This window comes from Pantoea sp. LMR881 (genome assembly GCF_027157825.1).
Taxonomy (GTDB): domain Bacteria; phylum Pseudomonadota; class Gammaproteobacteria; order Enterobacterales; family Enterobacteriaceae; genus Pantoea; species Pantoea haifensis.
This window is the reverse complement of record NZ_JAPVOK010000003.1, coordinates 94,810-118,517: the sequence shown is the minus strand read 5'-3', so window position 1 is coordinate 118,517 and position 23,708 is coordinate 94,810. Positions and strand designations below refer to the sequence as shown.

Sequence of the window (23,708 nt, the reverse complement as noted above, 5' to 3'; positions counted from 1 at the left end):
GTAAGACGCCTTTTCACCCCATCCGGACGTATCCCTGCCAGACGCAGTTTAAGCAGCGGCCTGTCAGGCGCACTGAAGCCAGACGGTCGCAGACGAAAGAAAGCATCCGCGGCACTACCCACAGCGACTCCATACAATTAGTTACAGCACCCATTTATCAGCCACTGCAGTTCCGACCCTGCGGGCCGGGCGGCCGGGGCTGGTCAGGGGAGCAACCGGGCTACAGGTCCGCTCTTGGTTTTGTTGGAGAGGGGCTCTTTATTACAGGTCCAGCTCGAACCGGGTTTAAGCGAAACCCGTAAAAGAATGATGTAACTACACTACTTTACCCGGCGCTTGCCGCCGGGCGTTGTTTTGCCGTTATGAATGAATTACGGATGATAAAGCGCCGTTGTCAGCACATTAGCTGATAGCCATCGTTGACAGGCTGGCGGGACAGTTTGCGAATGGGCCAGAAGGCGATGCGGTGAATCCCGATACGTGCCAAAGCCGCTACCTGTTTTGCAGACCTCCTGGTCTGATATCAGCAACGGTCCGTTTCATCCCACCCTGCGATTGCCCAGGCTGATGCGCCAGCGAGACGTCACCCCTTGCCTGCGGCTTGCCGCTGCTGATAGCGTCCTTTGGCGGTAATCATCGCTACCGCCAACAGGGCCGGGATCGCCAGCACAGCAAAAATCGTGGTAAATCCCCATCCCAGCGCCAGCATCTCTGCGCCAGCCAGCGCGCTCAGAATCGCGCCAATGCGCCCTACGCCATGCATCCAGCTGGAGCCGGTGGCCCGCGCCTCGGTGGGATAAAAGTTGGCTGACAGCGCATTCATCCCGGTGTTCGCGCCACCAATGCAAAAGCCAATCATCACGGTGCAGATACCCAGCAGTACCGGATGCGCCGTCGCAAGCCCCATACCCAAGGTAAACAGCCCTCCCACCCCGTAGATCAGAGACAACGCGCGGTGTGACTCAATTCGATCCATCAGCCAGCCCGAAAACAGCGATCCGCAGGTGCCGCTCGCCTGAAACAACGCCGAAATGAAGGCCGCCTGCGCCACGTTAAAGCCATTCTCTTTAATCAGCATCGGAAGCCAGTTGCTCAAGGCGTAAAACAGGAACAGAGCGGTAAAATAGGTGCCCCACAGCATCAAACTGCCGAAGCGATACTGGGCATTGAGGACGACTTTTATCGGTTGTGCGTTCGCCTTGCTGACGGGCGGAAGCTCGACAGTGCAGTTCTGTAGATCCAAATCCGGGGCCAGCTTAGCCAGTATGCGGTGAATTTTTTTGCTGGCGGCTCGCTTTACCACCAGAAAGCAGACCGACTCCGGCAGCGCCCAAAGCAGTAACGGGATGAACAGGAGTGGCAGAATGCCGCCCAGTATCAGCACGTATTGCCAGCCAAAGTACGGCATCAGCCATGAGGCGGCGAAACCGCCCAGCGCGGCGCCAAACGTAAAACCACAAAAAACTACTGTGATCAAAAACGAGCGCCGTTTAGCGGGGGCAAACTCCGCTATCAGCGTGCCGACGTTCGGCATCGCCGCGCCCAATCCCAGACCCGTCAGAAAGCGAAACAGGATCATCTGCTCCATGTTCTGTGAAAATGCGGTAATCAGCGTCCAGGCGCCAAAAAAGAAAACGCTGTTGATAATGACGACCTTGCGTCCCAGCTTGTCCGACAGCGGGCCAGAAAGCATTGCCCCCAGCGCCAGCCCAATCAGCGCCGCGCTAATGATCAGTCCAAGCTCGCGATTGGTGATCCCCAGTCCGCTTTTAATTCAGGGGCAATAAATCCCATGATGGCGATATCAAACCCATCAAGGGCAATGATGCAGAAGCCAAACAGCACTACCATTTTTTGCCACATACCCAGCGGGCGGCTGTCGATTAACGCCCGAACATCAATTGTTTTGCTTTCCGCCACGGTGACTCTCCGGTGAAATAAGTAATGTGGAATCATTATATGCAGGCACTGAAAGGCAAGAAACGGCGATAATCGAATATTTGTGCGTTTATCGCACAACAGAGAATTCTATAGCGATCGGAGTTCGGTTAACAACCTGTTAAAAATAAGGAAATTTCTGGAAAGAAGGTTGACGCCATCCGCTAAGGATTGTGAGCGCGATCGGCGTGTTTTCAGCGGGATAAGCGGAAAAAAGTGGGATAAATATACGACTTCAAAATAACGGGCCAGAGCGTCTGGCCCGTCCGGCTTAACGCATAGCGGTCATTCGTACAGGGGCGTTTATCGCGCCAAAGCCGTGATAGCGGCCACGGCGCTCGAGGATTTCAAAGAAAAAACGTCCTTTTTCATAGGGTTCCGTATAGACATGCAGTAGCTCTCCGCCCTGCTCATCGCGATCGTACATCACATCATAGCGTTGTAGCTGCGCAAGAAAATCCGCATCAAGATCGAAGCGCGCCAGCAGATCCTGATAGTAGTTATCGGGAATACGTAGGGTTTTTAAACCGCGCTTGCGGGCGGCCTGAACCGCGCTAAACAGATCGTCACAGCCAAAGGCAACGTGCTGTAATCCTGCGCCCTGATAGGTCGTCAACGCGCGAGCAATCTGCGTTTCCCGGCTGACGGACATATTCAGCGGCAGGCGAATGGCATCATTGGGGCTGCGCAACACGCGGCTGCGCACCAGCCCAAGCGGATCGGGCAGTTCCCACTCGGTATCCTGTACAAAGCCCGGCACGCTGCGCAGGAACATAATCCAGTTATCACGCGTCTCATCCGGCAGAGCGATCGCCATGTGATCGAGCGTCTGCATCGCCGGCTGAGGCGCGCTGCAGTGCGCCAGATTGAAATCACTGCGGTAGCCGTCCTGGCCTGCGGGCTCATCTTCCACCAGATAGATCAGGCTGCCATCCGGTGCGCATAACGCCGGTATCTGACGTTCATTCGGGCCGGTTTCGCCCTGCCAGGTGGCGTAACCATAATCCTGCGCACGCTGAATCAGGCTCCCGACGCCACGCACGCGCCAGGCCACCGCACACAGAGAGATACCATGCTGATGGTAATAACCGCTTGCCTGGCTCTCGGGCTGAGCATTCAGGATCACGTGCACCTTACCATTGCGGTAGAGCGAGACCTGTTTGGAACGGTGATCGCCTGCGTGCACCAGACCGAGCTGGATCAGCCACTGGCCCAGCGCCAGCGCATCGTTATGGCTGACGGCAAATTCGATGAACTCCAGCGCCAGCAGCGCCGGCTGGGGTGCCGAGTGAAACAGCCCTTCACCGGCAAGCGAGGCCAGCGCGCTGGGCAACAGCGGCTGTTTTACCAGCCAGTCGCGAGTTTGTTCCTCCAGCCACAGCAGCGATCGGTAGCCATCCTGCGCGGTGGGCACGACCGGCGAGGCGCGGAACCCATCGTTAAAAATTTCCAGCGACCAGGCACCGCGATAGCCGTGTGCCGTCAGCTGCGTCATAAACTGCGTCAGGTTCATTTCTCCCTGACCGGGGAAGCAGCGAAAGTGACGACTCCAGGAAAGAACGTCCATTTTAAGCAGCGGCGCATCTGCCAACTGTACGAAAACGATTTTTTCAGGCGGCACCACCTCCAGTCCGTCCAGGCTGTCGCCGCGTGACAGAATATGAAAGCTGTCGAGCACGATGCCAAAGGCCGGATGGTCTACCGCCTCAACGCGGGCCCACGCCTCGCGCCACAGGCTGACATGGCGCCCCCAGGCGAGCGCCTCATAACCGAGAGTAATATTATACTGCGCCGCCAGCTCAGCCAGAGCCCGCAGATCGCTGACCTGCGTGGAGAAATCTTCACTGCATTCCGGGGAGACATTGCTGCACACCAGCATCCGTTGACACCCCAGCTGCTTCATAATCTCGAACTTGCGCGCCGCCCGGGCGAGGTTTTGGGCCAGCCTGTCACGCGGACCGCCTTCAAAGTCACGGAAGGGTTGAAACAGCAGTATCTCCAGCCCCAGCGTTTCACACAGCTGGCGGATGTCTGCGGGTGAGCCTGGATAGTAGACTAAATCGTTATCGAAGATTTCAACGCCATCAAAGCCGGCAGCGGCAATTGCCCGCAGTTTTTCCGGCAGCGTACCCGATACCGAGACCGTTGCGACAGAACGTTTCATTGTTGCCTCCAGATAAACGGTCACAGGGTGACCTCAAAGCGGCCAGTAAGTAGCGAGGCGTTCTACTCATGGAGATTGGCAATTGTTATGAACCATCTGGAACATCTCGTCAATGTAACTGGTTATGACTTTTGGTTATGACAACGCCTACAATTTTTCACTTTTCATTTACAAGTTACGCTTCCTACACTCGTCGATCTGTACTCTAAAAGATAAGGATGCCTGGATGAAAAACGACTGGCCCGCCCGCGAACTGGTACACCGTGATTACCGTCATCACCCACCGGCGCTTGCGCCATTGTATAAAACAAGCATACTGCGATCGCCTCGCAATTCGCTGATTTCCCTGCAAAACTCCTTATCGGAAATCACGGCACCGGTGTTCACCAGACAGGAACTGGGTCCACGCGACAGCGATCTCATTCTCAACTATGCGAAAGATGGCCTGCCGATTGGCGAACGTATCATCGTGCATGGCTACGTGCGTGATGCGTTTGGTCAGCCGGTACGCAATGCGCTGGTGGAAGTGTGGCAGGCGAATGCCGGCGGCCGCTATCGCCATAAAAAGATCAGTATCTGGCGCCCATCGATCCCAACTTTGGCGGCTGTGGTCGAATGCTTACCGACGATAATGGCTATTATTGCTTCCGCACCATCAAGCCCGGCCCTTATCCCTGGCGAAACCAGGTGAGCGACTGGCGCCCGGCGCATATTCACTTTTCCCTTTCTGGCGAAGCCTTCGCCCAGCGCCTGATTACGCAGATGTATTTTGAGGGCGATCCGCTGGTTGGCCGCTGCCCGATCCTTCAGTCGGTGGGCAGTGAAGAGGCCGTGCGCACGCTGATTGCGGAACTGGATACGCATTCGGCGGTTCCGCTGGACTGTCTGGCGTATCGCTTTGATTTGGTGTTACGCGGTCACCGCGCAACCTGGTTCGAAAACCGCACGCAGGGAGCCGCATCATGAAAGAGTACCTGGCTGAAACGGCCTCGCAAACCGCCGGCCCCTACGTGCATATTGGGCTGGCTCCTCATGCGGCGGGCTTTGATATCTTTGAAAATAACTTCACCGGGGTGCTCACTCAGCCGGAAACGCGTGGCGAACGCATTACGGTTGAAGGCTGTGTTTACGATGGCTCCGGCACACCGGTCCGCGATGTGTTAATTGAAGTCTGGCAGGCCAATGCCGCGGGACGCTACCAGCATCCCGCGGACCAGCAGCACCATAAAGCCCTGGATCCGGCCTTTCGCGGCTGGGGACGGACCTGCTCAGATTTTGACAGCGGCACCTGGCGCTTTGAAACCATCAAACCGGGCAGTGTGACCGGCCGCGACGGTCGCCCGATGGCCCCTCACCTGAACTTGTGGATAGTGGCGCGCGGGATCAATATCGGCCTGAATACCCGTCTCTACTTTGCCGATGAACAGGCGGCGAACGCCCTGGATCCGGTGCTGAATTTGATTGAATGGGAAACGCGGCGCAATACCTTGCTGGCACATCGTGAACAACGCGGCGGCGAAAGGGTGTACCGGTTCGATATCTTTCTGCAGGGCGAAAAGGAAACGGTATTCTTTGATGTCTGACAGTTAACATCTTCGCTACATAGTGCTTGCCGCTGCGGCGGCAAATACCTACCATGAACCATGGACACTATTTCCCGCTTTAGCCAACGCGTGCGCCTGCGTCATCTTCACGCTTTTGTTGCCACTGCGCAGCAGGACGCTGGGCCGCGCCGCACGCCAGCTGGGGATCACCCAGCCAGCCCTCTCCAAAACCCTCAGCGAACTGGAGTACCTGACGGGCGAGCAGCTGCTGTTGCGTAGCCGTCAGGGAACGGAACTCACCGCCAGCGGAACGCGATTCCTGCACGACGCAATTAGCATTCTGGATGCGCTCAACATCGTTGACCAGGTAATGCGGCCAGACAGTACGCCCAGCCTTGTGCCGCTGCACATCGGCGCCTTGCCGACCGCCATAATCAGCGTGGTCGCGCCGGTGCTGGCCAGCCTGCAGCAGCACTATCCGGGCTGGCGAATAGAGGTGAGCACGCTGGCGAACGATATGCTGCTGATGGCGATAAAGTCGGGGCAGATGGCGCTGGGGATAGGCCGCATGGCGGAACCGGTACTGATGGAGGGCCTGCATTTTGAACTGCTCTATCTGGAAACTTTGCGCCTGGTGGTCGCCCCACAGCATCCCTTGCTGCATGCCGGCGTGACGCTGGCGGAAGCGATCGCCTGGCCGCTGATACTCTCTCCACGCGGCACCGTACCGCGCCAGAATGCTGAGGCGCTGATGAACAGCCACGGGCTGACCTTGCCGGAAGGTGCCGTAGAAACCCTTTCAACCACGCTGGCGCGCCGTCTGACCCTGAATCACGGTTACGTCTGGCTGGCGCCTTACGGCGCGGTGCGTGACGACTTAACCAGTAATCAGCTTCAGGCGTTGCCGCTTCCGCAACAGGGGATGGCCGAGGCGGTTGGCATCCTAACCCGCCAGCAGCACACGCCGCCACCCGAGCAGCTGCGACTGGTAGCGGCATTGCGTCAGCGGGTGCTGGATGTACCGGTCTGACGTAGCGGATTAACGGGCGTTATCCTGTTCGTCAAAGACCGCCTGAGCCAGATGGAAGGCGGCATTAGAGGCCGGCAGGCCACAATAAAGCGCGGCATGCATCAGCACCTCTTTGATCTCATCACGCGTGACGCCGTTGTTAAACGCCGCCTTCAGATGCATTTTCAGCTCGGCTTCGCGGTTCAGCGCAATCAGCATGCCGATGGTGATCAGGCTGCGCGTGTGACGAGCCAGTCCTGGCCGGGTCCAGATTTCGCCCCAGGCATAGCGGCTGATAAAGTGCTGAAATTCTTCGTTAAGCGGTGACAGATTCTCCAGCGTGCGGTCAACGTGGGTCTCGCCCAGCACAGCCCGGCGAACCGTCATTCCTTGCTGATAGCGTTGATGCTGTGTCAGCTGCGCCGCAAGAAAAGACTGCAGGGCGCGATTAAACGCCAGCCACATCTCAACGCTGGAGAGGTGCGAGGCGGGCAACACGGCAAGTTGCGCCCCTTGAATTTGCGCCACGAGGGCTTCCGCGTCGGCCACCGTGGTGACCTCATCATCCCTTCCGGCGATCACCAGCACAGGGAGATGAATGGCCGCCAGCTCATGGCGTAAATCTGCCTCCGCCAGGGCGTCACAGCAGTCAGCGTAGCTTTCAGCATCACAGGAACGGAGTTGCGTCAGCAACGTCTGCACGGTCGCAGGCGCACGCTCACAGAACGCCGGGGTAAACCAGCGCGCGGCCGCCCCCGCAGCAACGGCGGCCATGCCGTGCTGCCGTACCTGATCTGCGCGCTGCTGCCAGGCTGCAGGCTCACCAATCTTCGCCGCGCTGTTGGCGACCGTCAGGGTGATCAGACGCTGCGGATGAAAACGCGCCAGCCAGAGTCCGATCAGCCCGCCCATTGAGATGCCGCAAAAATGCACCTTGCCGACAGCCAACTCATCCAGCAGCGACAGAACCGCCGCTCCGAGCGTTTCCAACGAACGGGTTTGCCCGTTGGGCGCCGAGTCACCGTGCCCCGGCACGTCGTAGCGCAGAATGCGATACTGACCGATCAGCGCATCGCGCTGCGGCTGCCACATCCCGGCAGATGTCCCGAGGGAATTACAGAAAAGCAGCACCGGAGCCTCTGCCGGCCCCTCAAGAAGATAATGAAAGGTCATAATTTCCTCGCAGCAGCCAGTACCTGCTGAATAAAGCGTGATGAACTGCCCGTAGCATTTGCTGGGTCGAGCAGCGTCTCCAGGGCAGAACGACTCAAATGGCAGGCGATCAGCGCATCTGCACACAGGACCGACAGCAAACTTTGCTGCGTCTCCAGCGCGCGATGGCAGCACTGTTCGATATGGTGATGCGCCTGCTGGCGTCCCAGCTTGTCTGCCAGCGCCAGGGTTACCGCTTCCGCCATGATTAAGCCCTGCGTCAGAGCGAGATTATGCTGCATCGCCGCTTCATGCACCTCAAGCCCCTCAACCAGCTCCGTACTTTGCGCCAGCGAGGCACCGCTGAGCACGATCAGCTGTGGCAGGCTCTGCCATTCTGCCTGCCAGCCGCCCAGCGCACGCTCATGCTCCTGCACCATACCGGCGTACAAGCCGGACATCAGAGCGGGTACGCGGTTGGCTGCGCTGAGAATCGCGGCGCAGAGCACCGGGTTTCGCTTGTGCGGCATGGTAGAAGAGCCGCCGCGCCCGGGTGCACGGGGTTCACTGACCTCACCCACTTCGCTTTGCATCAGCAGCGACATATCCCGGGCCAGCTTACCCAGCGTGCCGGTCAGGCCCGCATACCAGCCCGCCACCTCGGTCATCCTGTCGCGATGGGCATGCCAGGGCGTCGCGCTGCGCGGCAAATCGAGCGCCTCGGAGAATGCCTGCTCCACCTGCTCCCCCTTCTCGCCCAGCGACGCCAGCGTCCCGGCGGCCCCACCAAACTGGAGGGCCAGTACCCGCGGCTGCATCGCTGCCAGCCGCTGACGAAAGCGCAACAGGGCATCCAGCGTGCCGGCCAGCTTCAGTCCCAGCGTGACGGGCAAAGCATGCTGCAGCCAGGTGCGCCCCACCATGAGTGTTTTACTGTGCCGCTCGCACTGAACGCAGAGCGCGGCAATCAGCCGGTCCAGCAGCGCAGCCGTGCCGTTGAGCGCGGCGCGCAGTTGCAGCATGAAGCCGCTGTCGATCGCATCCTGACTGGTCGCGCCCCAGTGAACATAGCGCGCGGCGTCGGGCGACCGCGCGGCTACCACGGCGGTCAGCTGTTTGACGAGCGGGATCGCCAGATTCCCGGCCAGCCCTGCGGCCTGGGTCAGCGCAGCCGCATCAAGGCGATCGGCTCGACAACACGCCTTTATGACCTGAGCGGACTCGCTGTCGATAATCCCGGTCGCGGCAAGCGCCTGTGCCAGCCCGGCTTCGAAATCGAGCATCCCCTGCAGCAGTGCCGTATCGCTGAAGCAATCGCTGAGGGGAGAAGCCATAAACATGGCGCTGTAAAGAGACATTGGTTATACCCGTTCCAGAATAAGTGCGATTCCCTGCCCAACCCCCACACACATGGTGCAGAGCGCGTACCGACCGCCGGTGCGTCGCAGCTGATAAGCCGCGGTCATGGCCAGTCTGCCGCCTGATGCCCCGAGTGGATGGCCCAGCGCAATCGCGCCGCCGTTGGGATTCACCTGCGCGCTATCGTCGGCCAGTCCAAGCGCACGCGTGACCGCCAGAGCCTGGGCAGCAAAAGCCTCATTTAATTCGATCACGTCCATTTGCGCCAGCGTCAGCCCACTCTGCGCCAGTACTTTGCGCACGGCAGGCACGGGACCATATCCCATAATACGCGGTTCAACGCCGCAGGCTGCCATCGCTACCACTCGTACCAGCGGCGTCAGGCCATGCTCGGCCGCCGCCTTCTCGCCTGCCAGCAATAAAGCGCAGGCACCGTCATTGATGCCTGAGGCGTTGCCCGCCGTCACGCTGCCGTCTGGCGTCACTACGCCTTTCAATCCCGCCAGCGTCACCAGGGAGGTGCTGCGTGGATGCTCATCGCAGGAGACGCTGATCGCTTCCCCTTTGCGCTGCGGAATCGTCACCGTCATCAGTTCATCACTGAACAGGCCCATTTCCTGTGCCCTGGCGGTCCGGATCTGGCTACGCAAGGCGAACGCATCCTGATCGGCGCGGCTGATTGCAAAATCTCTGGCGACGTTTTCCGCCGTTTCCGGCATGGTTTCAACGCCAAAGCGGGCGCGCATCTGCGGGTTAATAAAGCGCCATCCCATCGTGGTGTCTTCCATCTTCAGGGAGCGGCTAAAGGCGCTTTCAGCTTTACCGGTCACGTAGGGCGCGCGCGACATGCTTTCGACGCCGCCCGCGATCATCATATCGGCTTCACCGCATTTTATCGCCCTGGCCGCCATGCCAATGGCATCCAGCCCTGACCCGCACAGACGATTGACCGTGGTGCCAGGCACGCTGGTTGGCAGTCCGGCCAGTAACAGCGCCATACGCGCCACGTTGCGATTATCCTCCCCGGCCTGATTGGCGCAGCCGAAAATCACATCATCAATCGCCTGCGTCACGGAAGAGGGCTGACGGGCAAGCAGCGCCGCCAGCGGCAGCGCCGCCAGATCGTCGGCCCGCAGGCTGGCAAGGGCGCCGCCATAGCGGCCAAACGGCGTGCGTAGTGCATCGCAAATAAAAGCCTGTTGCATCTGCGTCTCCTCAGGCGGTGGTCGCCAGTTCAGGTTGCATTAAACGCACCGGCGTTAACGCCTGGAGCGCGTCGAAACTCAGGCCGGGGCAGCACTCCACAACCAGCGGTCCCTGCGGGGTAATATCAATGACGGCCATATCCGTATAAATTCGGCTGACGCAACCCAGCCCGGTAAGCGGATAGCTGCACTGCTTCACCAGCTTGCACTCACCCTTTTTGGTCAGGTAGTCCATCATCACAAACACTTTGCGCGCGCCAATGGCCAGATCCATCGCGCCCCCAACGGCGGGGATCGCGTCTTGCGCACCGGTGCTCCAGTTGGCCAGATCGCCGCTGGCGGACACCTGATACGCCCCCATCACACAGATATCCAGATGTCCGCCGCGCATCATGGCAAAGGAGTCGCCATGATGGAAAAAGCAGCCGCCCGACAACAGGGTCACCAACTCCTTTCCGGCATTGATCAGCTCGGGATCTTCCTCTCCTGGCGCAGGTGCGGGCCCCATGCCGAGCATCCCATTCTCGCTGTGCAGAAAGATTTCTTTGTCCGCGGGCAGATAGTTGGCAATACGGGTGGGCAGACCGATACCGAGGTTGACGTAAGCCCCTTCGGGAATGTCACGCGCCACGCGCTGCGCCAGTTGTTCACGGGTTAACTTTTGCATGACGGCCTCCTCAGGCAGATACGGTCAGGGTAACGGGATGGGAAACGGTCACCAGCCGCTGGACAAAAATGCCCGGCGTGACGACATGTTCGGGATCGAGCTGGCCCAGCGGCACCAGTTCTGCCACCTGCGCAATCGTGGTAGTGGCGGCCATCGCCATGATCGGGCCGAAGTTGCGTGCCGCTTTGCGGTATACCAGGTTACCCCAGCGGTCGCCCTGATGCGCCTTGATCAACGCGAAATCAGCCCTGAGGGGTTTTTCAAACACGTAATGGCGCCCCTCTATTTCGCGGGTTTCTTTGCCCTCAGCCAGCGGCGTGCCAAACGCGGTGGGTGTAAAAATCCCCTAAGCCACCGCCTGCCGCCTGCATTCTGGCGGCAAGGTTACCCTGCGGCACAAGCTCCAGCTCAATGTCACCCCGGCGATAGCGTTCATCGAACACCCAGGAGTCAACCTGGCGCGGAAAAGAACAAATCATCTTATCGACGCAGCCCGCCTTAAGCAGCGCAGCCAGACCGCTGTCACCGTTTCCTGCGTTATTGCTGATCACCGTCAGTCCTCGCACGCTGCGTTCAATCAACGCATCGATCAGTTCCAGCGGCTGGCCTGCTGGCCCAAACCCGCCAATCATGATGCTGGCGCCGTCAGGGATCACCGCCACGGCCTCCGCCAGTGTTGCCACGCTTTTATCGATCATCTGCTGTTCCTTTGACCCGGCACACGCCGGTTTATGTTGAATAGCCAAAAAGTAGATCGCTCTGTGACCGCAAACAATACCGATAATCGAAATAGTGTGCGATTATCGGTCAATGGCAATGCCAGATGTTATACTGTGATCGTTCGCACATGCGCAAACCGATCCAGTCACTCACGGGAGACAATCATGACGGATGAACAGCAACCCCTGCGTGGGAACAGCGATCCCTGGAAAGGCGATCCCAACTTTATGGCCTCGCTGGCGCGTGGGCTGGAGGTTTTGCAGGCCTTCACGCCGCAGCGGCGGCTCATGTCTGTGTCGCAAATCAGTCAGCGCACCGGTATTCCCCGGGCGGCCGTGCGCCGCTGTCTCTATACCCTCAGCAAGCTGGGATTTGTCTACGCGGAAGATGGTAAAAATTTTGAACTGCGTCCACGTGTTCTCTCGCTGGGCCACAACTGGTTAGGGGCGACGCCGCTTGCCAGCGCCTCGCAGCCGGTTTTACGCCAGCTCAGCCAGACGCTGAATGAATCCTGTTCAATGGCGGTGCTGGACGGGGATGACATTCTCTACATCGCCCGCGCGTCAGCATCACGCATCATGACGATTGACCTGCACATCGGCAGTCGTCTGCCGGCCAGTACTACCTCGATGGGCAGAGTGTTGCTGAGCGGGCTGGCCAGCGAACCGTTGAACGATTTTCTGGCACGCTTAACCCAGCTGCGCTACACCAGCCACACGCTGGTCAGCAGCAGCGCGCTGCGCGAAGAGCTGGCCCGCGTCAGGCAGCAGGGCTACGCCATTAACGATCAGGAACTGGAAATCGGACTGCGCTCGCTGGCCGTGCCGCTTTGCGCACCGGATGGGCGCATCGTGGCGGCCCTGAACGTCGGCGTGCATGCCGGGCAGGTTTCCGCCGATATGCTGCGCCAGCATCATTTACCATTGCTGCAGGAGGCTGCCCGGGAAATCTCGCTGCTGCTGCGCTAATGAACTGCGCTGTTGTTCAACGCTGAGCCGCCTTCTGCCGTTGTGGCGGCTATCGAGAAACCCTTACCTAAGCGCGGCAGATGTAGCCGTAGCTTTCTTAGCCCGCCGGACAGTCGATCTGACCGGTAGCAGATCCCCGGAGGGGGTTGGTATAAACGTCAGTCTTGATGCTGCTGAGCAAGCCAGAGCTTAATACCCGCCGGTATATTACCTGAGCCCCTAAAGTGCTGGCAGTCCGCATCCTTTATTCCCCCTCCTTCCGCTGAAGGATATAACGACTCACAGGTCAGTGAAATCAGAGTGATACGCGCGCTGACTTCGTCTGGTGACACCCTCAGCGAGATATCTACCCTCCTGAATCAGTCATGGCAGTACCGGCCAAGCGGCTGGGAACTGCGCCGTCAGGAATTCATTATTCATCTTCACTACGGAACTGACGAAACACGCGCCCGGTATCTCTGGGAGCTCTATACCAGCTACAGCCCGGATGACATTCTGGCTGTAGCTGGCTCCGCTTGTCCGGTGGCGGAGTAGCGAGGACAAACAACTTTTGAGGGCCCGCTTTAAAAGCTGCCTGATGAGTCACGTCTTGCGGCTGCACCAGGTGAGACAGGAACCGAAACACATTAAATCGCTCCTCGGGATCATACGACTGATCCATAACTATCCCACCTCATCCTTACACTGATTGTGTGGATCATGTTCCAGGCAGCTAAATGCCCTTAACTTATCGCTCCGCATTCTTGCCTGGAATATGATGAAGTCACGAAGTTAATCGCGGGTCTGGTTAACCTCAGGAGGCTGTTTGTTGTTACGGACTTTAATCACAAAATTAATTAGCACGCTTATTATTTCATGATGCAAATCAATGAATGCGTTTTCCTGAAGAGTAAGCTGAGTTCTCCTGTAAACCTACTGGTATGAATTATCATGCTTCGCAAAATCAATGGCTTTGAAATAGAGGCCGATATCCGGGAACTGAACGCGGCCGTCGCCAGGCATTTCGAATGGTCTAATCAGCTTATTGCAACTCTCCTTTTCAGCGATAAACCAGATCGCAGCATGACAGATACGGAATCGCACCTTCACTGTAGCTTCAGTAAGTGGCTAAACATCAGTCTGGGATTTGGTCATCAGCAGATCACAGGCCTTCATGCTGTGGAAGAAACACATGCCGGCATGCATGCTGCTATGCATTCACTGTTGAAATCTGTCCAGTCAGGCAACAGCGAACGAACGCTGCTGGACGCTTATTTTTCAGCCCAGCGTGACTTTCTTGCTGCGGTGGAAAGGTATAAGGCGGCGTTGGTTGAGATGCGCAGTCACCATGACACGCTAACGGGCCTTCCGCTCAGGCAACAGCTGTACGAGCAGTTTTCTCAGCTGAAAGAAAACAGCAGACGCAACCAGGCACACCTCTATCTGACGCTGCTCGACGTGGATGGTTTCAGAGAAATTAATGACAAGCATGGCCATGTCTACGGTGATGCCGTTCTCAGAGAGCTGGGTAGTTATCTCTTGTTTGCCATCAGAAATGAAGAAAAAGCATATCGCTTCGGAGGCGAGGAATTTATCATTATTCACGAATGTGAAAACGATGCGGCTTTTTTGCAGCGATGGCTAAAATAATGTGCGGCATCAGGGCACACCTTTTATTACATCTAAAAGCACATTGCGTATGACCGTGACCTGTGGTTCATGCAAAATAAAAGAAAATGCAATACTGCAGTCCGTAATCGACGAAGCAGAGCACACCATGCAATATGGTAAAGAACAGGGTCGTAACCGCGCAGTTTATAATGACAATGCTTTAATTAACGTAATCTGTGAATAAGGTTTCGGAACAATTTTTAAGGCTACTTTGAATCCAACTGATTAAAACAATTGTGACTAATTTGCCCGCTGCGTTTATCCTCATTTGCCCCAGCAGGCACGTAAATTTGAAATGAAACGAAGCTACTGTACAGAAAACGCCACAATGTCTTTTACCATGTCATCTATTGCAGCTTCAACGTCTGCCGCAGTGATGGGCGTATTGCTGTTCGATACGGTTTTACCATAGCCTTTTCGTATAACTTTGATTACGGCTTTATTCGTGGATACGTCTATCGCCTCGGCCTCAAGGAAAAGCTCTGCATTCTGACTACGGTTTCCCGTTGCTGCCATAGTCCCGGCCAGTACAGCGGCGACCGGCACGACTTCATAAACCTGCATGTCTCTGTTTTCCGCCGTGACGGCAGTAATAGCCGTTTTAACCAAAAGACCTCCTGGCTGGGGCCGGTCAGTCAGTGGCTTGCGTGAGGCAAGGGCACTTTTCATCCGGTTCTCCGTATAAAGGCGCACCTGCTCCAGTGTCGCCGCGCTGACCCTGCTGTTTGGTGAAGGACGGGGATAATAAACTACCGGAGCAAAGTAAATACTTGAATATCGCCCGGACTGATAGTCCGGCGAGACCCATTTAAGGGTCTCATGCCCTGTTGCGGTTTTTACAGGCTGTAAACCGGAAGCATTTTTTATGAAGCCAGAATACTGAGACTTTTCAGCAGTTTTTGAAGAGCAACCAGCCAGCGCGGTTACTATCAGGACAAAAGTGAAACCGACCAGGTTTTTATGGAAATTAAACATGCACACCTCATCAAAATGGTTGAATGGTAATTGCAACTTTCTGACATTATTGAATTAAATATCTCCCCTACGAAACGGCCATTATATTTAAAGTGTATTTTTTTAAAAAACCCATTTATTCACCGGACTTAAAATTAACACCACCGGTTAAAGCCAGGTCATTAAAGTATGTTTTTAAAAAAAAGCACAGCTTTCACTTATTCTTTTTTACGCAACAATCAGCTAAAAGAAAATTAATTTTCTAAAAATAGAGCGGATATTAACTTTAGTCTATAAGTATATCCGACCCATATACATTTACTGAATAACCCACTCTGCGGAGGGTTTATGTCTACGCCTGAACAAAAAAGGTTGGTCTGATTCCCGTGACCTTAATGGTGGCTGGAAATATTATGGGCTCGTGAGTTTTTTTGCTTCCGGCAAGCCTTGCCTCTACTGGAGGGATCGCAATTTATGGCTGGCTCGTTACCATAATTGGTGCCCTGTCTTTGTCTGTTGTGTATGCCAAAATGTCGTCGCCTGATTCAAGCCCGGGTGGTTCTTACGCCTATGCCCGACGGGCCTTCGGCCCTTATCTCGGCTACCAGACCAACCTGCTCTACTGGCTGGCATGCTGGATAGGAAATATTGCGATGGTGGTGATCGGGGTGGGTTACCTGAGCTACTTTTTTCCTGCATTACAAAATTCCGTAGTTCTGACCATCACCTGTATTGCTGTGCTGTGGCTGTTTGTGGTGCTGAACATTGTCGGTCCGCAGCTGATTCAGGCGGGTGAAACGCCGGATGCGGAAGCCGTTATTCGCGAACTGGCACAGCGCGTGCCACAGCATGAGGAAGAACTGATGACGATTGCACAACAGCTTGAAGAAAAAGGCCGGGAAAAAGGGCGTCAGGAAGGGCTGGAGATAGGTCTGGAAAAAGGACGGCAGCCTGGCGGGCTGGAAGCCAGCCGGGAAATTGCCCGTAACCTGCTGGCAAACGGCATGGATAGCGTTTCAGTCATGAAAATGACCGGCCTGTCAGAAGAAGAGCTGCAGCAAATCCGCCACTGAGTTGAGTCAACGTTTGAGATGTAACTACAGCCAGTAAGGCAGAAGCCGCTTCTACAGTCGCGAATCGGCATAAACAAGCCCCCGACTAAGGGGCCCGTTACGTTGCAGACAACGATCTCAGTCACGAGCCGTTTTGGTTGTTAAGGTTTTACGCACCGGCGCAGTCGTGTTTCTGCTACTGGAGTAGATAAACGCCAGTGCAATACCCAGACAAATAATCGCGCCAAGGCGACTGAATGAAAATTCAATGGCCGCATTCCCCAGCCAGCCAAAGTTGTCGATCAGCATGCTCATGGTTAACTGACCAAAAATAACCGCGACGGTCGCGACAGCAGAGCCGATTTTCTGAATGGCCAGCACCATAATTACGATATACGGGACACCGCAAAAAGCGCCGAGCAACTGCCACTTCGGCACGTCCAGTAAAGTTATGGCCTGTTTGGGTTCAAAGTAGAGGATCAGTAAAGCAGTAACCAGCGCCCCAATCGAAAACGTCAGGAATGCCGTACGAAATACTCCCACTTTGCTGCCCAGGCGTCCGTTAATAGCCGCCTGAATACTCAGCGTAAAGCCACCAATAACGGCAAGTAAAATCATTAAAAGAGTCATTAGCTTCCCTTAGCCACCAGGATCAGAGCGGCAATAATAAAAATCAGCGCAATAATGCGTTTGCTGTCAATTTTGCGGTGCGGCGTGCCGAATAAGCCAAAATGGTCGATAACCAGACTTTTAAACACTTGCCCGGCCAGAATACCAATCATGGTCATGGCAATGCCGATAGCGGGCGTGGCGATGGTCAGGATCACGACATATATCGGCCCCAAAATCCCCCCAGGAGTTGCCAGCCCGGTTGTGCAAAAAATGACGGACTATTGCGCGGACTGAAAAAAAGCATCAGCAAAAAGGTTAGCGCGGCACCGACGCCAAAAATGGTAAAGGTCGCCCACAGATCGCCCACCTGAGCTCCTAATGGTCCAAGCAGACCCGCTTCAACAGACAGCCCCATGCCGCCACAAATAACAAGTAATATCAGTAAAAGCTGCATCACACCGCCTCCAGTCATTTAGGCGGCGAAGCATAATGCAGTCATCACAAATGAAAAACGGCATAATGTGAGAAACACCTTTGCAGGAATTGCATTAATGTATGAACCCGGATCGATCAGTATCAGGTCGTTGCTGATTTTTATCAGCGTATTTGACGCCCAGAGTTTTTCTGAAGTCGCCAGACGGGAAGGCGTCTCTGCTTCGTTGGTGTCACGCAGTATTCATCAGTTGGAAGATGCACTGGGCCAGCAGCTTTTTTACCGTAACACCCGCGCCGTGATCCCTACCGAGGCTGGCAGGCTGTTTATCGATTATGCCCGGAATATGACCGAGCAACTGAGCGAAGCTCGCAAAGAATTGCAGGATCGGGCGCTGGAACCTGCTGGTCTGGTCAGGCTTAATGCACCGGTATTTTTTGGCCAGCGCCATATTGCGCCCTGGCTACCGGGATTTGCCGCGCATTACCCCAATCTGCAGATAGAGCTTATTTTGACTGATGACTATATTGATCCGCACCGGGACGCCACTGATGTCATATTCCGTATCGGGACATTGACCGACTCTTCCTTTCATGCGCGGGTATTTGGGCCGCAACGCTATCATGCTGCCGCGTCGGCTGACTATATCAGCCGGCACGGGGCACCTGACTCTCCGGGCGATCTCCACAACCATAAATGCCTTGTCTACCGCGGCTCTTCCGGCCCTAACCGCTGGCTGTTCCGGGAAAATCAGGGACAATGGGTGCATTATCCCGTACCGGCTCTTCTGACCTCGAATAATGCGGAAGCCCTGCTTACGGCAGCGTTAGGCGGCATGGGGATTATTCTTTTTCCTGACTGGCTAATAGGTGATTCTATGCAGCGCGGCGATCTGATTAAGTTGTTGCCCGATTATGAAGCAGCAAACAAAACGGAAGCGCAGCATATTGCGGCCATCTACCCGAACGTCCGTCATCCGCCTCTGAACGTTCGCACCGTGATTGACTATTTCATTAGAGTGTATGGCTCGCCACTCTACTGGCGATATGACTGAAAGAGCTGCCCTGCTAAATCCCACAAACGCGGGATTTAGCGCGGTTGTTGACTCAGTGATGCAGCATATCGTCGACGACCTGCTTTTCTGTTAACTGATAGGGATAGTAGGTCGGCCAGTTATCCATCTCCTTCAGCAGGGCTTCCTGTGAGCTGTTACCTGTGAAAATGTGGAAGTGAGCCGACTGGCGTGGAGCAATAATATGATCACTGAACTGAACGTATTTAGGCGCGCTACTGGCGGCATCTTTACATTCAAACAGATAACGCACGCCCTTTTACCCGAAGCATAAGAGAGAATTTTATATCCGGCATAATGGTATTTACAGGCACTGACCTTACCGTGAGCAGTAAACTCGATAATGCCATTCTCAATACCGATCGTTTCGATGTCGGTGGCGTATCCTTTACGGTAATACTCTTTAATCTCAGCAAAAGAGTGATTGTTATCTTTCTCTGCTTTCTTTTTAAAGACGGGATCAAGCTCCCCCGTTAACAGATAGGGATAGACGGACTGCCAGACACCGTCCCAGTCTGTGAGATTTCTGTCCTTTACCGCTTCGTTGTCAAACATACCTTCTGCGGCTTTTTGCTCGGCTTCTGACATCGGTTTACCGTGTGAATGATGAGCATGAGAACTGGCCTGCCCGCTAACCAAAAGCGCACCCAGGAGTAAAACGGTTTTTTTAAAATAAACAGCCAAGATCAAGATCTCCGTATGATGTAACATTCTTCATATGTTATAACATAACATTGAACGGCACGGCAATATTTGCGCTTCCGCGGCTTGCTTAATGAGTTCACAGGTTTGTACCTCCGCTGTTTTTATTAAAACCTGCCGGTAACCGGCGGCTTCAGCGCCATATAGCATGAGTTGTGCTGTCAGACCCAGGGAGTTATCAGCAATGCAATTAGAAACAACAGCTATTCAGGACAAACAACACAACACCGGCCTGCGGCCGGGCGGCGCGCCTTTTCAGGAGGTCATTGCGGGCGCGTGTTAAAGATGTGCACGATTTGGAGCACAAAGGAACACGACAGAAAAAGTGCAACTAAATCTGTGCCTGGAGGGAGTTTAAGGCTCAGGTGACAGAGCGAAGAGATTAACGGAACCTGTTAAAGAATGATGTAACGATTCACATTAACATGACGTCTTCGGGTTGTACCTGAAAAACAGATAATCTCGCAGAATCAAAAGCATGCCCGTTGCCGGACAATCCAGGCTGAACAATACCCAGGCGATACAACCTGCATGATTTTTTCACGCCTCAGGTACTCGCTGTCGGCCATGTCTGAACATATACATCAACAGTGATGGACGGCAAAAGCTGACTAACGGCATATCCGCACGGGGCACTGACTTGTTTATTCAGTCGCTAGAGTGTTGTTCTGTTACCCGCGTTATCCTGCTCAAAAATTTTATGCTTTACCAGACGGTCACGAAGCCAGCTCTGTGCTTTTCCGGCTTTGGCCTGGTTTGACCACAGCAGATCCACAGCCACAATCCAGTCTGTATGGGGATACTCCTACTGACGCAATTCAACCAGGGTTCCGGCGCGCAGTTCACGATGAACGAATTCACGTGGCAGCGAGGCCCATCCCAGGCCAGCAAGCGCCGCATCAAGCATTGCGCTGTAGCTTTCCACTCGCCAGAGCATAGGACTACCTAAATATTCTGTTGTAGGGGTTTGAGGTCCAATGGAACGGAAACGTACGTTAAGATGATAATTCATTGTTTATATTGAATTTTTAATTTATCAGGCGGACCTCCATCAACGCCGCAGTGTCTTACTACCGTCGCTGACAGAGAATGTTATGCTCAGCCGGTTCCTCTGAATCTTCAAAAGTTCCGATTATAAGGGAATGTTTTCCTCTCTGGATTTCCATCCACTTTTTATTGATTTTATATGGCGTAACCCCGTAATCGAGTAAGTGCCAAATATTTTCAAATCTTTCGGTGAACTAATAGTCATTAGCTCACCACGACCAAAATAGCTTTCAACAGAACCGATGAAACACATCCCGTTCAACCAAACAGGGAGAACTGCGACAGGTTGAGTGACATAACTTCCAGCAATTTCAGTTTTATAATGCGCTGCATCTTCAGATGATGTACCTGCTGGGACTGGGCAAATAGGCTCTTGTTCCTGTTCTTCTTTTTGCTTATTGAAATAATACTTCTTAATATTGAGTGATTTAATTAACTGTTTTTTGTCGTGATCGTTTAATGCTGGATTTAACTGTTTTCCTTCGTCTTGCGCTTCAATCGAGGAGTTATCGTATTCGTACTGATAATAAATGGTTATACTTGGAATTTTATTGTCTGTATTAAATGGCCGCAACAAATAAAAGGTATCTTCATCATATTCACCATTAAACCAAAGTGCATAGACTAGGTCATTAATGCGGACCCACTGCCCCCACTGATTGGCTCCGCGCCCATTTTCTGAATATAGAGCACCTGTTATAACCTGAGCGTCATTTTTAGCATTGTTATTTATATCGGCGAATTTATCACCAAGCCGTTTCAGAACCCCCGTGTAACTAAATAATCCAGTACCTCCTGAGTAGCTACTAATAATGAGATCTCGCTCTCCGTCACCATCAAGATCAACAAGTTTGCAATTAACCTCTCCATTTTCCGAGTCAGCCCTGAAAGCTGTGTTGATAAAAGCCTGCCATTCATCATCACTGATTTTAGTGGAAGGCTTTTTGATTGTATTTATTGATGCTTCAGTGTTGATTGTAAAGTCAGTGTAGTTTGTTAATGGAAATTTATCTGCTATTTTTTCCAGCCCTTGTCTTGGTTCGTTTTGAAGCATCTCTGCCATGGTATTATGAAGTAATGTCAATGCAGAATTCTCAGACTCTACATCATGTTGGCTGCGTAGTTGAGCAGCAAAAAGTGGAGATGCGATAAAGAAAATTAAAATTGAAAATAATAGAACTCTGTTCATCATCCTCTCCTTAACTGGTTTGATTCAGGTTTTTCGACTATTGCATTGCCATTGTTGTCTGGGAATTTTTGCTCAGTGAGTACTGAAATAGCACTGCCATATACGCAGCAGCGATCATTGAATCCATTGAGGGCGGTTGAGTATAGAGTGTTTATTCTTCCAGGTAGATTAACTGAAGCACTGGCCCTCCAGAAGGCAGGGCTGCGGTAGTATATTTTTATTCTGAATTTTGTATTTACGCTACATCTTTCAAGCTCATGCTCTGCATCTGAATGATAAGCCATATAAGCCGAAACCCAATAAAAACCGGCACTGCCAACGACGTCATGATCGTTACTACTAACGTTACTTCTCCACGTAATAATATTATGAGGAATATCATTTTCTGTATCTGACAGATGATTGTCTGTTTGTCTGATATTTCTGTTTACATACAGGCGATTGTATTCTGCAGATAATCTATTTTTTATATCAGTAGTGTATATGAGGCCACGAAAACTAAAGTAGTCAAAGTAGTTGCCTGGGCTAGTTAGTTGCAATAACCCTCGCCCATGCCATGGATAATACCAAATTTGTCGGCTTCCAATCTCTTCTCTTTGGTATAACCACTGCGTTTCCTGTATGGCATTTCCAAGGAAGCAGGCAATACGCAGAGGTGTATTGATAAGATATTTTTGCATTCCCTTATTCAGGTGAATACGAATACTATCAGCCATACTTCCAGTCGCATCTCGATAGACTATTGGTTCCCAGAGATAATTATTGCGACGAGCCATTCTTATCACGTTCAGGGGGATAAGTTGTTTTAGCTCCTGCTTACTTATCCAACAGCACTTGCGGAAATGAGCAATAAAAGCCGTCGGATGAAAATGCCACATCCTATTTGTACCGAGTTCGCCCGTGTCAAAACACAGCGCCGAAGCATGACTTTTCAGCCGGTCAAAGCCTTCTTCTGACATGGCAAGGGCATCGTCAGCACCCGTTTTCAGCCAGGCATGGCGCCGGTCAAAGGTAGACATATTCCATTCCAGTGGAAAACGGCAGACCAGATGGCTACTCAGATCGCTGAAATGCCCGCTTTCCTGTAACCCGGCAATAAGGGGGAATTACACTGGCTGTTATTGTCCGTGTCATCGTCCACCATCCGCCAGCCCGTCCAGTGCGGGAAATCGGCATCGCTGAATTTTTTGATGTCAGAAGAAGCCAGATTGACCATACCCGTTCCGCCGGGGAAGCTAACGGCACGCCACAGCGGGGCATCAGCAGGCGTCAGGGTTTCATATTCGGTGTTAATTACCCGCCCGAAACGAAGCAATTCGAACCCAGCTGATGGGTTCTGGGGGTACAGACGTTTAGCCGTATTGTACAGGTTGTACTCATACTTCAGCATAGTATCTTGGCCATTATCAAGCTGGTCAGCATCGGCATTCACCAGCGGCTCCCCCACCATGTCGAAACGTGCCTCGGTGGTGGTGTTCTGCCTGCGGGTAATCATCGAGCAGTCGCCTTTTTCGAAGGTCATGCTGATGAATAGTGGTTCGGTACTGGTATGAACAGCATTCAGGCGATCCATATCTGGTGAGGCGGCGTCAGGCACAGATTCGTAAAAGCGCGTACCGGGAGGCAGATAAAAATGGATATCGCCGTAAAGGGTATCGGTTCTGCCGTCACGGGTGATATCCAGTTCGGGGGTGGTGCGTCCGGTCAACTTCAGCATGTTCTCGTTGTCACAGAACACCTCAAAATGAAAGGCATTGGTTTCGCTAATCATACCATTCTGCCCGATGCGATCCTTGCGCCAGACTTTTGCTCCGGCCCTGACTGCCGGGTCCAGTCGATCCATGAGATGCATGTACAGGGAGTAATACACGACACTACAGTTTTCACCGATATCGGTCTGATGCTTCAGCAGCACATACCCGTCATCGGTTCTGCCATCATAATTCAGCGGGAAAGTATCTCGTTTGTGTGTGGAAGACGGAGAACGAACAGAAACAACTTCCCCGTCCGCGATGGCGCGGACAAACTCAATGCGGTCGTAGCCTTCCTCGCGACGGTCGGTGTGGAGAACATGCACACCACCATGCCATGACGCGTGCCGGTTGAGCGGGAAATCCCGGTTTATATCCACGGGCATCATTCTGCTGACCCATGACGGGTCACTTTCTCCGGCGTTCCGGGGACGGACAAACGGCGGACTGATTATCATGCGAACTCCCTGTCGGGGCTGAAATTTAAGAGGCCGCAGGGTAACGCACTTTTATTTATACA

16 protein-coding genes and 8 pseudogenes are annotated in these 23,708 nt (G+C 53.9%); 9 read left to right on the top strand and 15 right to left on the bottom strand.

Translation table 11 applies throughout. From position 1 onward, the window contains the following. Positions 1–539: 539 nt before the first annotated feature. Both O3W44_RS20205 and O3W44_RS20200 read right to left on the bottom strand, forming a co-directional pair. Positions 540–1,920: pseudogene (locus tag O3W44_RS20205) on the bottom strand (MFS transporter). Positions 1,921–2,209: 289 nt separating this feature from the next. Continuing rightward, positions 2,210–4,102: a bifunctional sugar phosphate isomerase/epimerase/4-hydroxyphenylpyruvate dioxygenase family protein gene (locus O3W44_RS20200; RefSeq protein ID WP_269294569.1), complete on the bottom strand. Its 1,893-nt coding sequence runs from the start codon at positions 4,100–4,102 to the stop codon at positions 2,210–2,212. Between the two features lie 226 nt (positions 4,103–4,328). On the opposite strand from O3W44_RS20200, the pseudogene pcaH reads away from it, so the two are divergent. The 3 genes and pseudogenes from pcaH to O3W44_RS20185 all read left to right on the top strand — a co-directional run bounded on the left by pcaH (position 4,329) and on the right by O3W44_RS20185 (position 6,676). Further along, positions 4,329–5,068 (top strand): annotated as a pseudogene (pcaH, locus tag O3W44_RS20195) (protocatechuate 3,4-dioxygenase subunit beta). Next, positions 5,065–5,685, top strand: coding sequence for a protocatechuate 3,4-dioxygenase subunit alpha (gene pcaG, locus O3W44_RS20190; RefSeq protein WP_269294568.1), 621 nt, complete (start codon positions 5,065–5,067; stop codon positions 5,683–5,685). Before pcaH ends, pcaG begins: the two are co-directional and overlap by 4 nt. A gap of 60 nt (positions 5,686–5,745) precedes the next feature. Beyond that, positions 5,746–6,676 (top strand): annotated as a pseudogene (locus O3W44_RS20185) (LysR substrate-binding domain-containing protein). A 9-nt stretch (positions 6,677–6,685) separates the two neighbouring features. On the opposite strand, the gene pcaDC reads toward O3W44_RS20185, so the two are convergent. The 5 genes and pseudogenes from pcaDC to O3W44_RS20155 form a co-directional block, all read right to left on the bottom strand. Next, positions 6,686–7,828 carry a bifunctional 3-oxoadipate enol-lactonase/4-carboxymuconolactone decarboxylase PcaDC gene (gene pcaDC, locus O3W44_RS20175; RefSeq protein WP_442954675.1) on the bottom strand — a complete coding sequence of 381 codons (1,143 nt, stop codon included), beginning with the start codon at positions 7,826–7,828 and terminating at the stop codon, positions 6,686–6,688. Then, complete coding sequence (locus O3W44_RS20170) at positions 7,825–9,165, bottom strand: 3-carboxy-cis,cis-muconate cycloisomerase (RefSeq protein WP_269294566.1); 1,341 nt, start codon at positions 9,163–9,165, stop codon at positions 7,825–7,827. The genes pcaDC and O3W44_RS20170 overlap by 4 nt, the downstream gene beginning before the upstream one ends. A 3-nt stretch (positions 9,166–9,168) precedes the next feature. Continuing rightward, positions 9,169–10,371: a 3-oxoadipyl-CoA thiolase gene (pcaF, locus tag O3W44_RS20165; protein ID WP_269294565.1), complete on the bottom strand. Its 1,203-nt coding sequence runs from the start codon at positions 10,369–10,371 to the stop codon at positions 9,169–9,171. A gap of 10 nt (positions 10,372–10,381) precedes the next feature. Beyond that, the gene (locus tag O3W44_RS20160) at positions 10,382–11,038 is read right to left on the bottom strand and encodes a 3-oxoacid CoA-transferase subunit B (protein ID WP_269294564.1); all 657 of its coding nucleotides are present in this window, start codon (positions 11,036–11,038) and stop codon (positions 10,382–10,384) included. A gap of 10 nt (positions 11,039–11,048) precedes the next feature. Further along, a pseudogene (locus O3W44_RS20155) lies at positions 11,049–11,736 on the bottom strand (3-oxoacid CoA-transferase subunit A). A gap of 186 nt (positions 11,737–11,922) precedes the next feature. On the opposite strand from O3W44_RS20155, the gene O3W44_RS20150 reads away from it, so the two are divergent. From O3W44_RS20150 to O3W44_RS20140, 3 genes are all read left to right on the top strand, one after another. After that, complete coding sequence (locus O3W44_RS20150; protein WP_269294563.1) at positions 11,923–12,726, top strand: IclR family transcriptional regulator domain-containing protein; 804 nt, start codon at positions 11,923–11,925, stop codon at positions 12,724–12,726. Between the two features lie 192 nt (positions 12,727–12,918). Next, a complete protein-coding gene (locus O3W44_RS20145; RefSeq protein WP_331283447.1) occupies positions 12,919–13,260 on the top strand; it encodes a MerR family transcriptional regulator in 342 nt (113 codons plus the stop codon). 396 nt (positions 13,261–13,656) lie between these two features. After that, complete coding sequence (locus O3W44_RS20140; RefSeq protein WP_269294562.1) at positions 13,657–14,355, top strand: diguanylate cyclase domain-containing protein; 699 nt, start codon at positions 13,657–13,659, stop codon at positions 14,353–14,355. Positions 14,356–14,682: 327 nt separating this feature from the next. Here the strand turns inward: O3W44_RS20140 and O3W44_RS20135 are convergent, their stop codons facing one another. Next, a complete protein-coding gene (locus tag O3W44_RS20135; RefSeq protein WP_269294561.1) occupies positions 14,683–15,351 on the bottom strand; it encodes a DUF3313 domain-containing protein in 669 nt (222 codons plus the stop codon). A 327-nt stretch (positions 15,352–15,678) separates the two neighbouring features. On the opposite strand from O3W44_RS20135, the pseudogene O3W44_RS20130 reads away from it, so the two are divergent. Both O3W44_RS20130 and O3W44_RS20125 read left to right on the top strand, forming a co-directional pair. Then, positions 15,679–16,115, top strand: a pseudogene (locus O3W44_RS20130) (amino acid permease); the annotation flags it as partial. Next, a pseudogene (locus O3W44_RS20125) lies at positions 16,110–16,403 on the top strand (Rpn family recombination-promoting nuclease/putative transposase); the annotation flags it as partial. The pseudogenes O3W44_RS20130 and O3W44_RS20125, both read left to right, overlap by 6 nt. Before the next feature lie 117 nt (positions 16,404–16,520). Here the strand turns inward: O3W44_RS20125 and O3W44_RS20120 are convergent. Further along, the gene (locus O3W44_RS20120; RefSeq protein ID WP_269294560.1) at positions 16,521–17,012 is read right to left on the bottom strand and encodes a DMT family transporter; all 492 of its coding nucleotides are present in this window, start codon (positions 17,010–17,012) and stop codon (positions 16,521–16,523) included. Beyond that, positions 17,012–17,448: pseudogene (locus O3W44_RS20115) on the bottom strand (DMT family transporter). Before O3W44_RS20115 ends, O3W44_RS20120 begins: the two are co-directional and overlap by 1 nt. Before the next feature lie 97 nt (positions 17,449–17,545). On the opposite strand from O3W44_RS20115, the gene O3W44_RS20110 reads away from it, so the two are divergent. Next, the gene (locus O3W44_RS20110; RefSeq protein WP_269294559.1) at positions 17,546–18,481 is read left to right on the top strand and encodes a LysR family transcriptional regulator; all 936 of its coding nucleotides are present in this window, start codon (positions 17,546–17,548) and stop codon (positions 18,479–18,481) included. Between the two features lie 52 nt (positions 18,482–18,533). Here the strand turns inward: O3W44_RS20110 and zinT are convergent. From zinT to O3W44_RS20085, 5 genes and pseudogenes are all read right to left on the bottom strand, one after another. Further along, a pseudogene (zinT, locus tag O3W44_RS20105) lies at positions 18,534–19,210 on the bottom strand (metal-binding protein ZinT). A 796-nt stretch (positions 19,211–20,006) separates the two neighbouring features. After that, the gene (locus O3W44_RS20100) at positions 20,007–20,138 is read right to left on the bottom strand and encodes a LysR substrate-binding domain-containing protein (RefSeq protein WP_269294558.1); all 132 of its coding nucleotides are present in this window, start codon (positions 20,136–20,138) and stop codon (positions 20,007–20,009) included. Positions 20,139–20,333: 195 nt separating this feature from the next. Beyond that, positions 20,334–21,440, bottom strand: coding sequence for a hypothetical protein (locus tag O3W44_RS20095; protein WP_269294557.1), 1,107 nt, complete (start codon positions 21,438–21,440; stop codon positions 20,334–20,336). Further along, entirely contained in the window at positions 21,437–22,456 is a 1,020-nt protein-coding gene (locus tag O3W44_RS20090) for a hypothetical protein (RefSeq protein WP_269294556.1), read from the bottom strand. Before O3W44_RS20090 ends, O3W44_RS20095 begins: the two co-directional genes overlap by 4 nt. 38 nt (positions 22,457–22,494) lie before the next feature. Further along, complete coding sequence (locus O3W44_RS20085) at positions 22,495–23,577, bottom strand: M23 family metallopeptidase (RefSeq protein ID WP_269294555.1); 1,083 nt, start codon at positions 23,575–23,577, stop codon at positions 22,495–22,497. Positions 23,578–23,708: the final 131 nt, after the last annotated feature.

Bases quoted from the DNA above. Each gene is read 5' to 3' on its own strand.
- O3W44_RS20200 (WP_269294569.1), bottom strand. From the start codon at position 4,102: ATGAAACGTTCTGTCGCAACGGTCTCGGTATCGGGTACGCTGCCGGAA.
- pcaG (WP_269294568.1), top strand. From the start codon at position 5,065: ATGAAAGAGTACCTGGCTGAAACGGCCTCGCAAACCGCCGGCCCCTAC.
- pcaDC (WP_442954675.1), bottom strand. From the start codon at position 7,828: ATGACCTTTCATTATCTTCTTGAGGGGCCGGCAGAGGCTCCGGTGCTG.
- O3W44_RS20170 (WP_269294566.1), bottom strand. From the start codon at position 9,165: ATGTCTCTTTACAGCGCCATGTTTATGGCTTCTCCCCTCAGCGATTGC.
- pcaF (WP_269294565.1), bottom strand. From the start codon at position 10,371: ATGCAACAGGCTTTTATTTGCGATGCACTACGCACGCCGTTTGGCCGC.
- O3W44_RS20160 (WP_269294564.1), bottom strand. From the start codon at position 11,038: ATGCAAAAGTTAACCCGTGAACAACTGGCGCAGCGCGTGGCGCGTGAC.
- O3W44_RS20150 (WP_269294563.1), top strand. From the start codon at position 11,923: ATGACGGATGAACAGCAACCCCTGCGTGGGAACAGCGATCCCTGGAAA.
- O3W44_RS20140 (WP_269294562.1), top strand. From the start codon at position 13,657: ATGCTTCGCAAAATCAATGGCTTTGAAATAGAGGCCGATATCCGGGAA.
- O3W44_RS20135 (WP_269294561.1), bottom strand. From the start codon at position 15,351: ATGTTTAATTTCCATAAAAACCTGGTCGGTTTCACTTTTGTCCTGATA.
- O3W44_RS20120 (WP_269294560.1), bottom strand. From the start codon at position 17,012: ATGACTCTTTTAATGATTTTACTTGCCGTTATTGGTGGCTTTACGCTG.
- O3W44_RS20110 (WP_269294559.1), top strand. From the start codon at position 17,546: ATGTATGAACCCGGATCGATCAGTATCAGGTCGTTGCTGATTTTTATC.
- O3W44_RS20100 (WP_269294558.1), bottom strand. From the start codon at position 20,138: ATGCTCTGGCGAGTGGAAAGCTACAGCGCAATGCTTGATGCGGCGCTT.
- O3W44_RS20095 (WP_269294557.1), bottom strand. From the start codon at position 21,440: ATGATGAACAGAGTTCTATTATTTTCAATTTTAATTTTCTTTATCGCA.
- O3W44_RS20090 (WP_269294556.1), bottom strand. From the start codon at position 22,456: ATGTCTACCTTTGACCGGCGCCATGCCTGGCTGAAAACGGGTGCTGAC.
- O3W44_RS20085 (WP_269294555.1), bottom strand. From the start codon at position 23,577: ATGATGCCCGTGGATATAAACCGGGATTTCCCGCTCAACCGGCACGCG.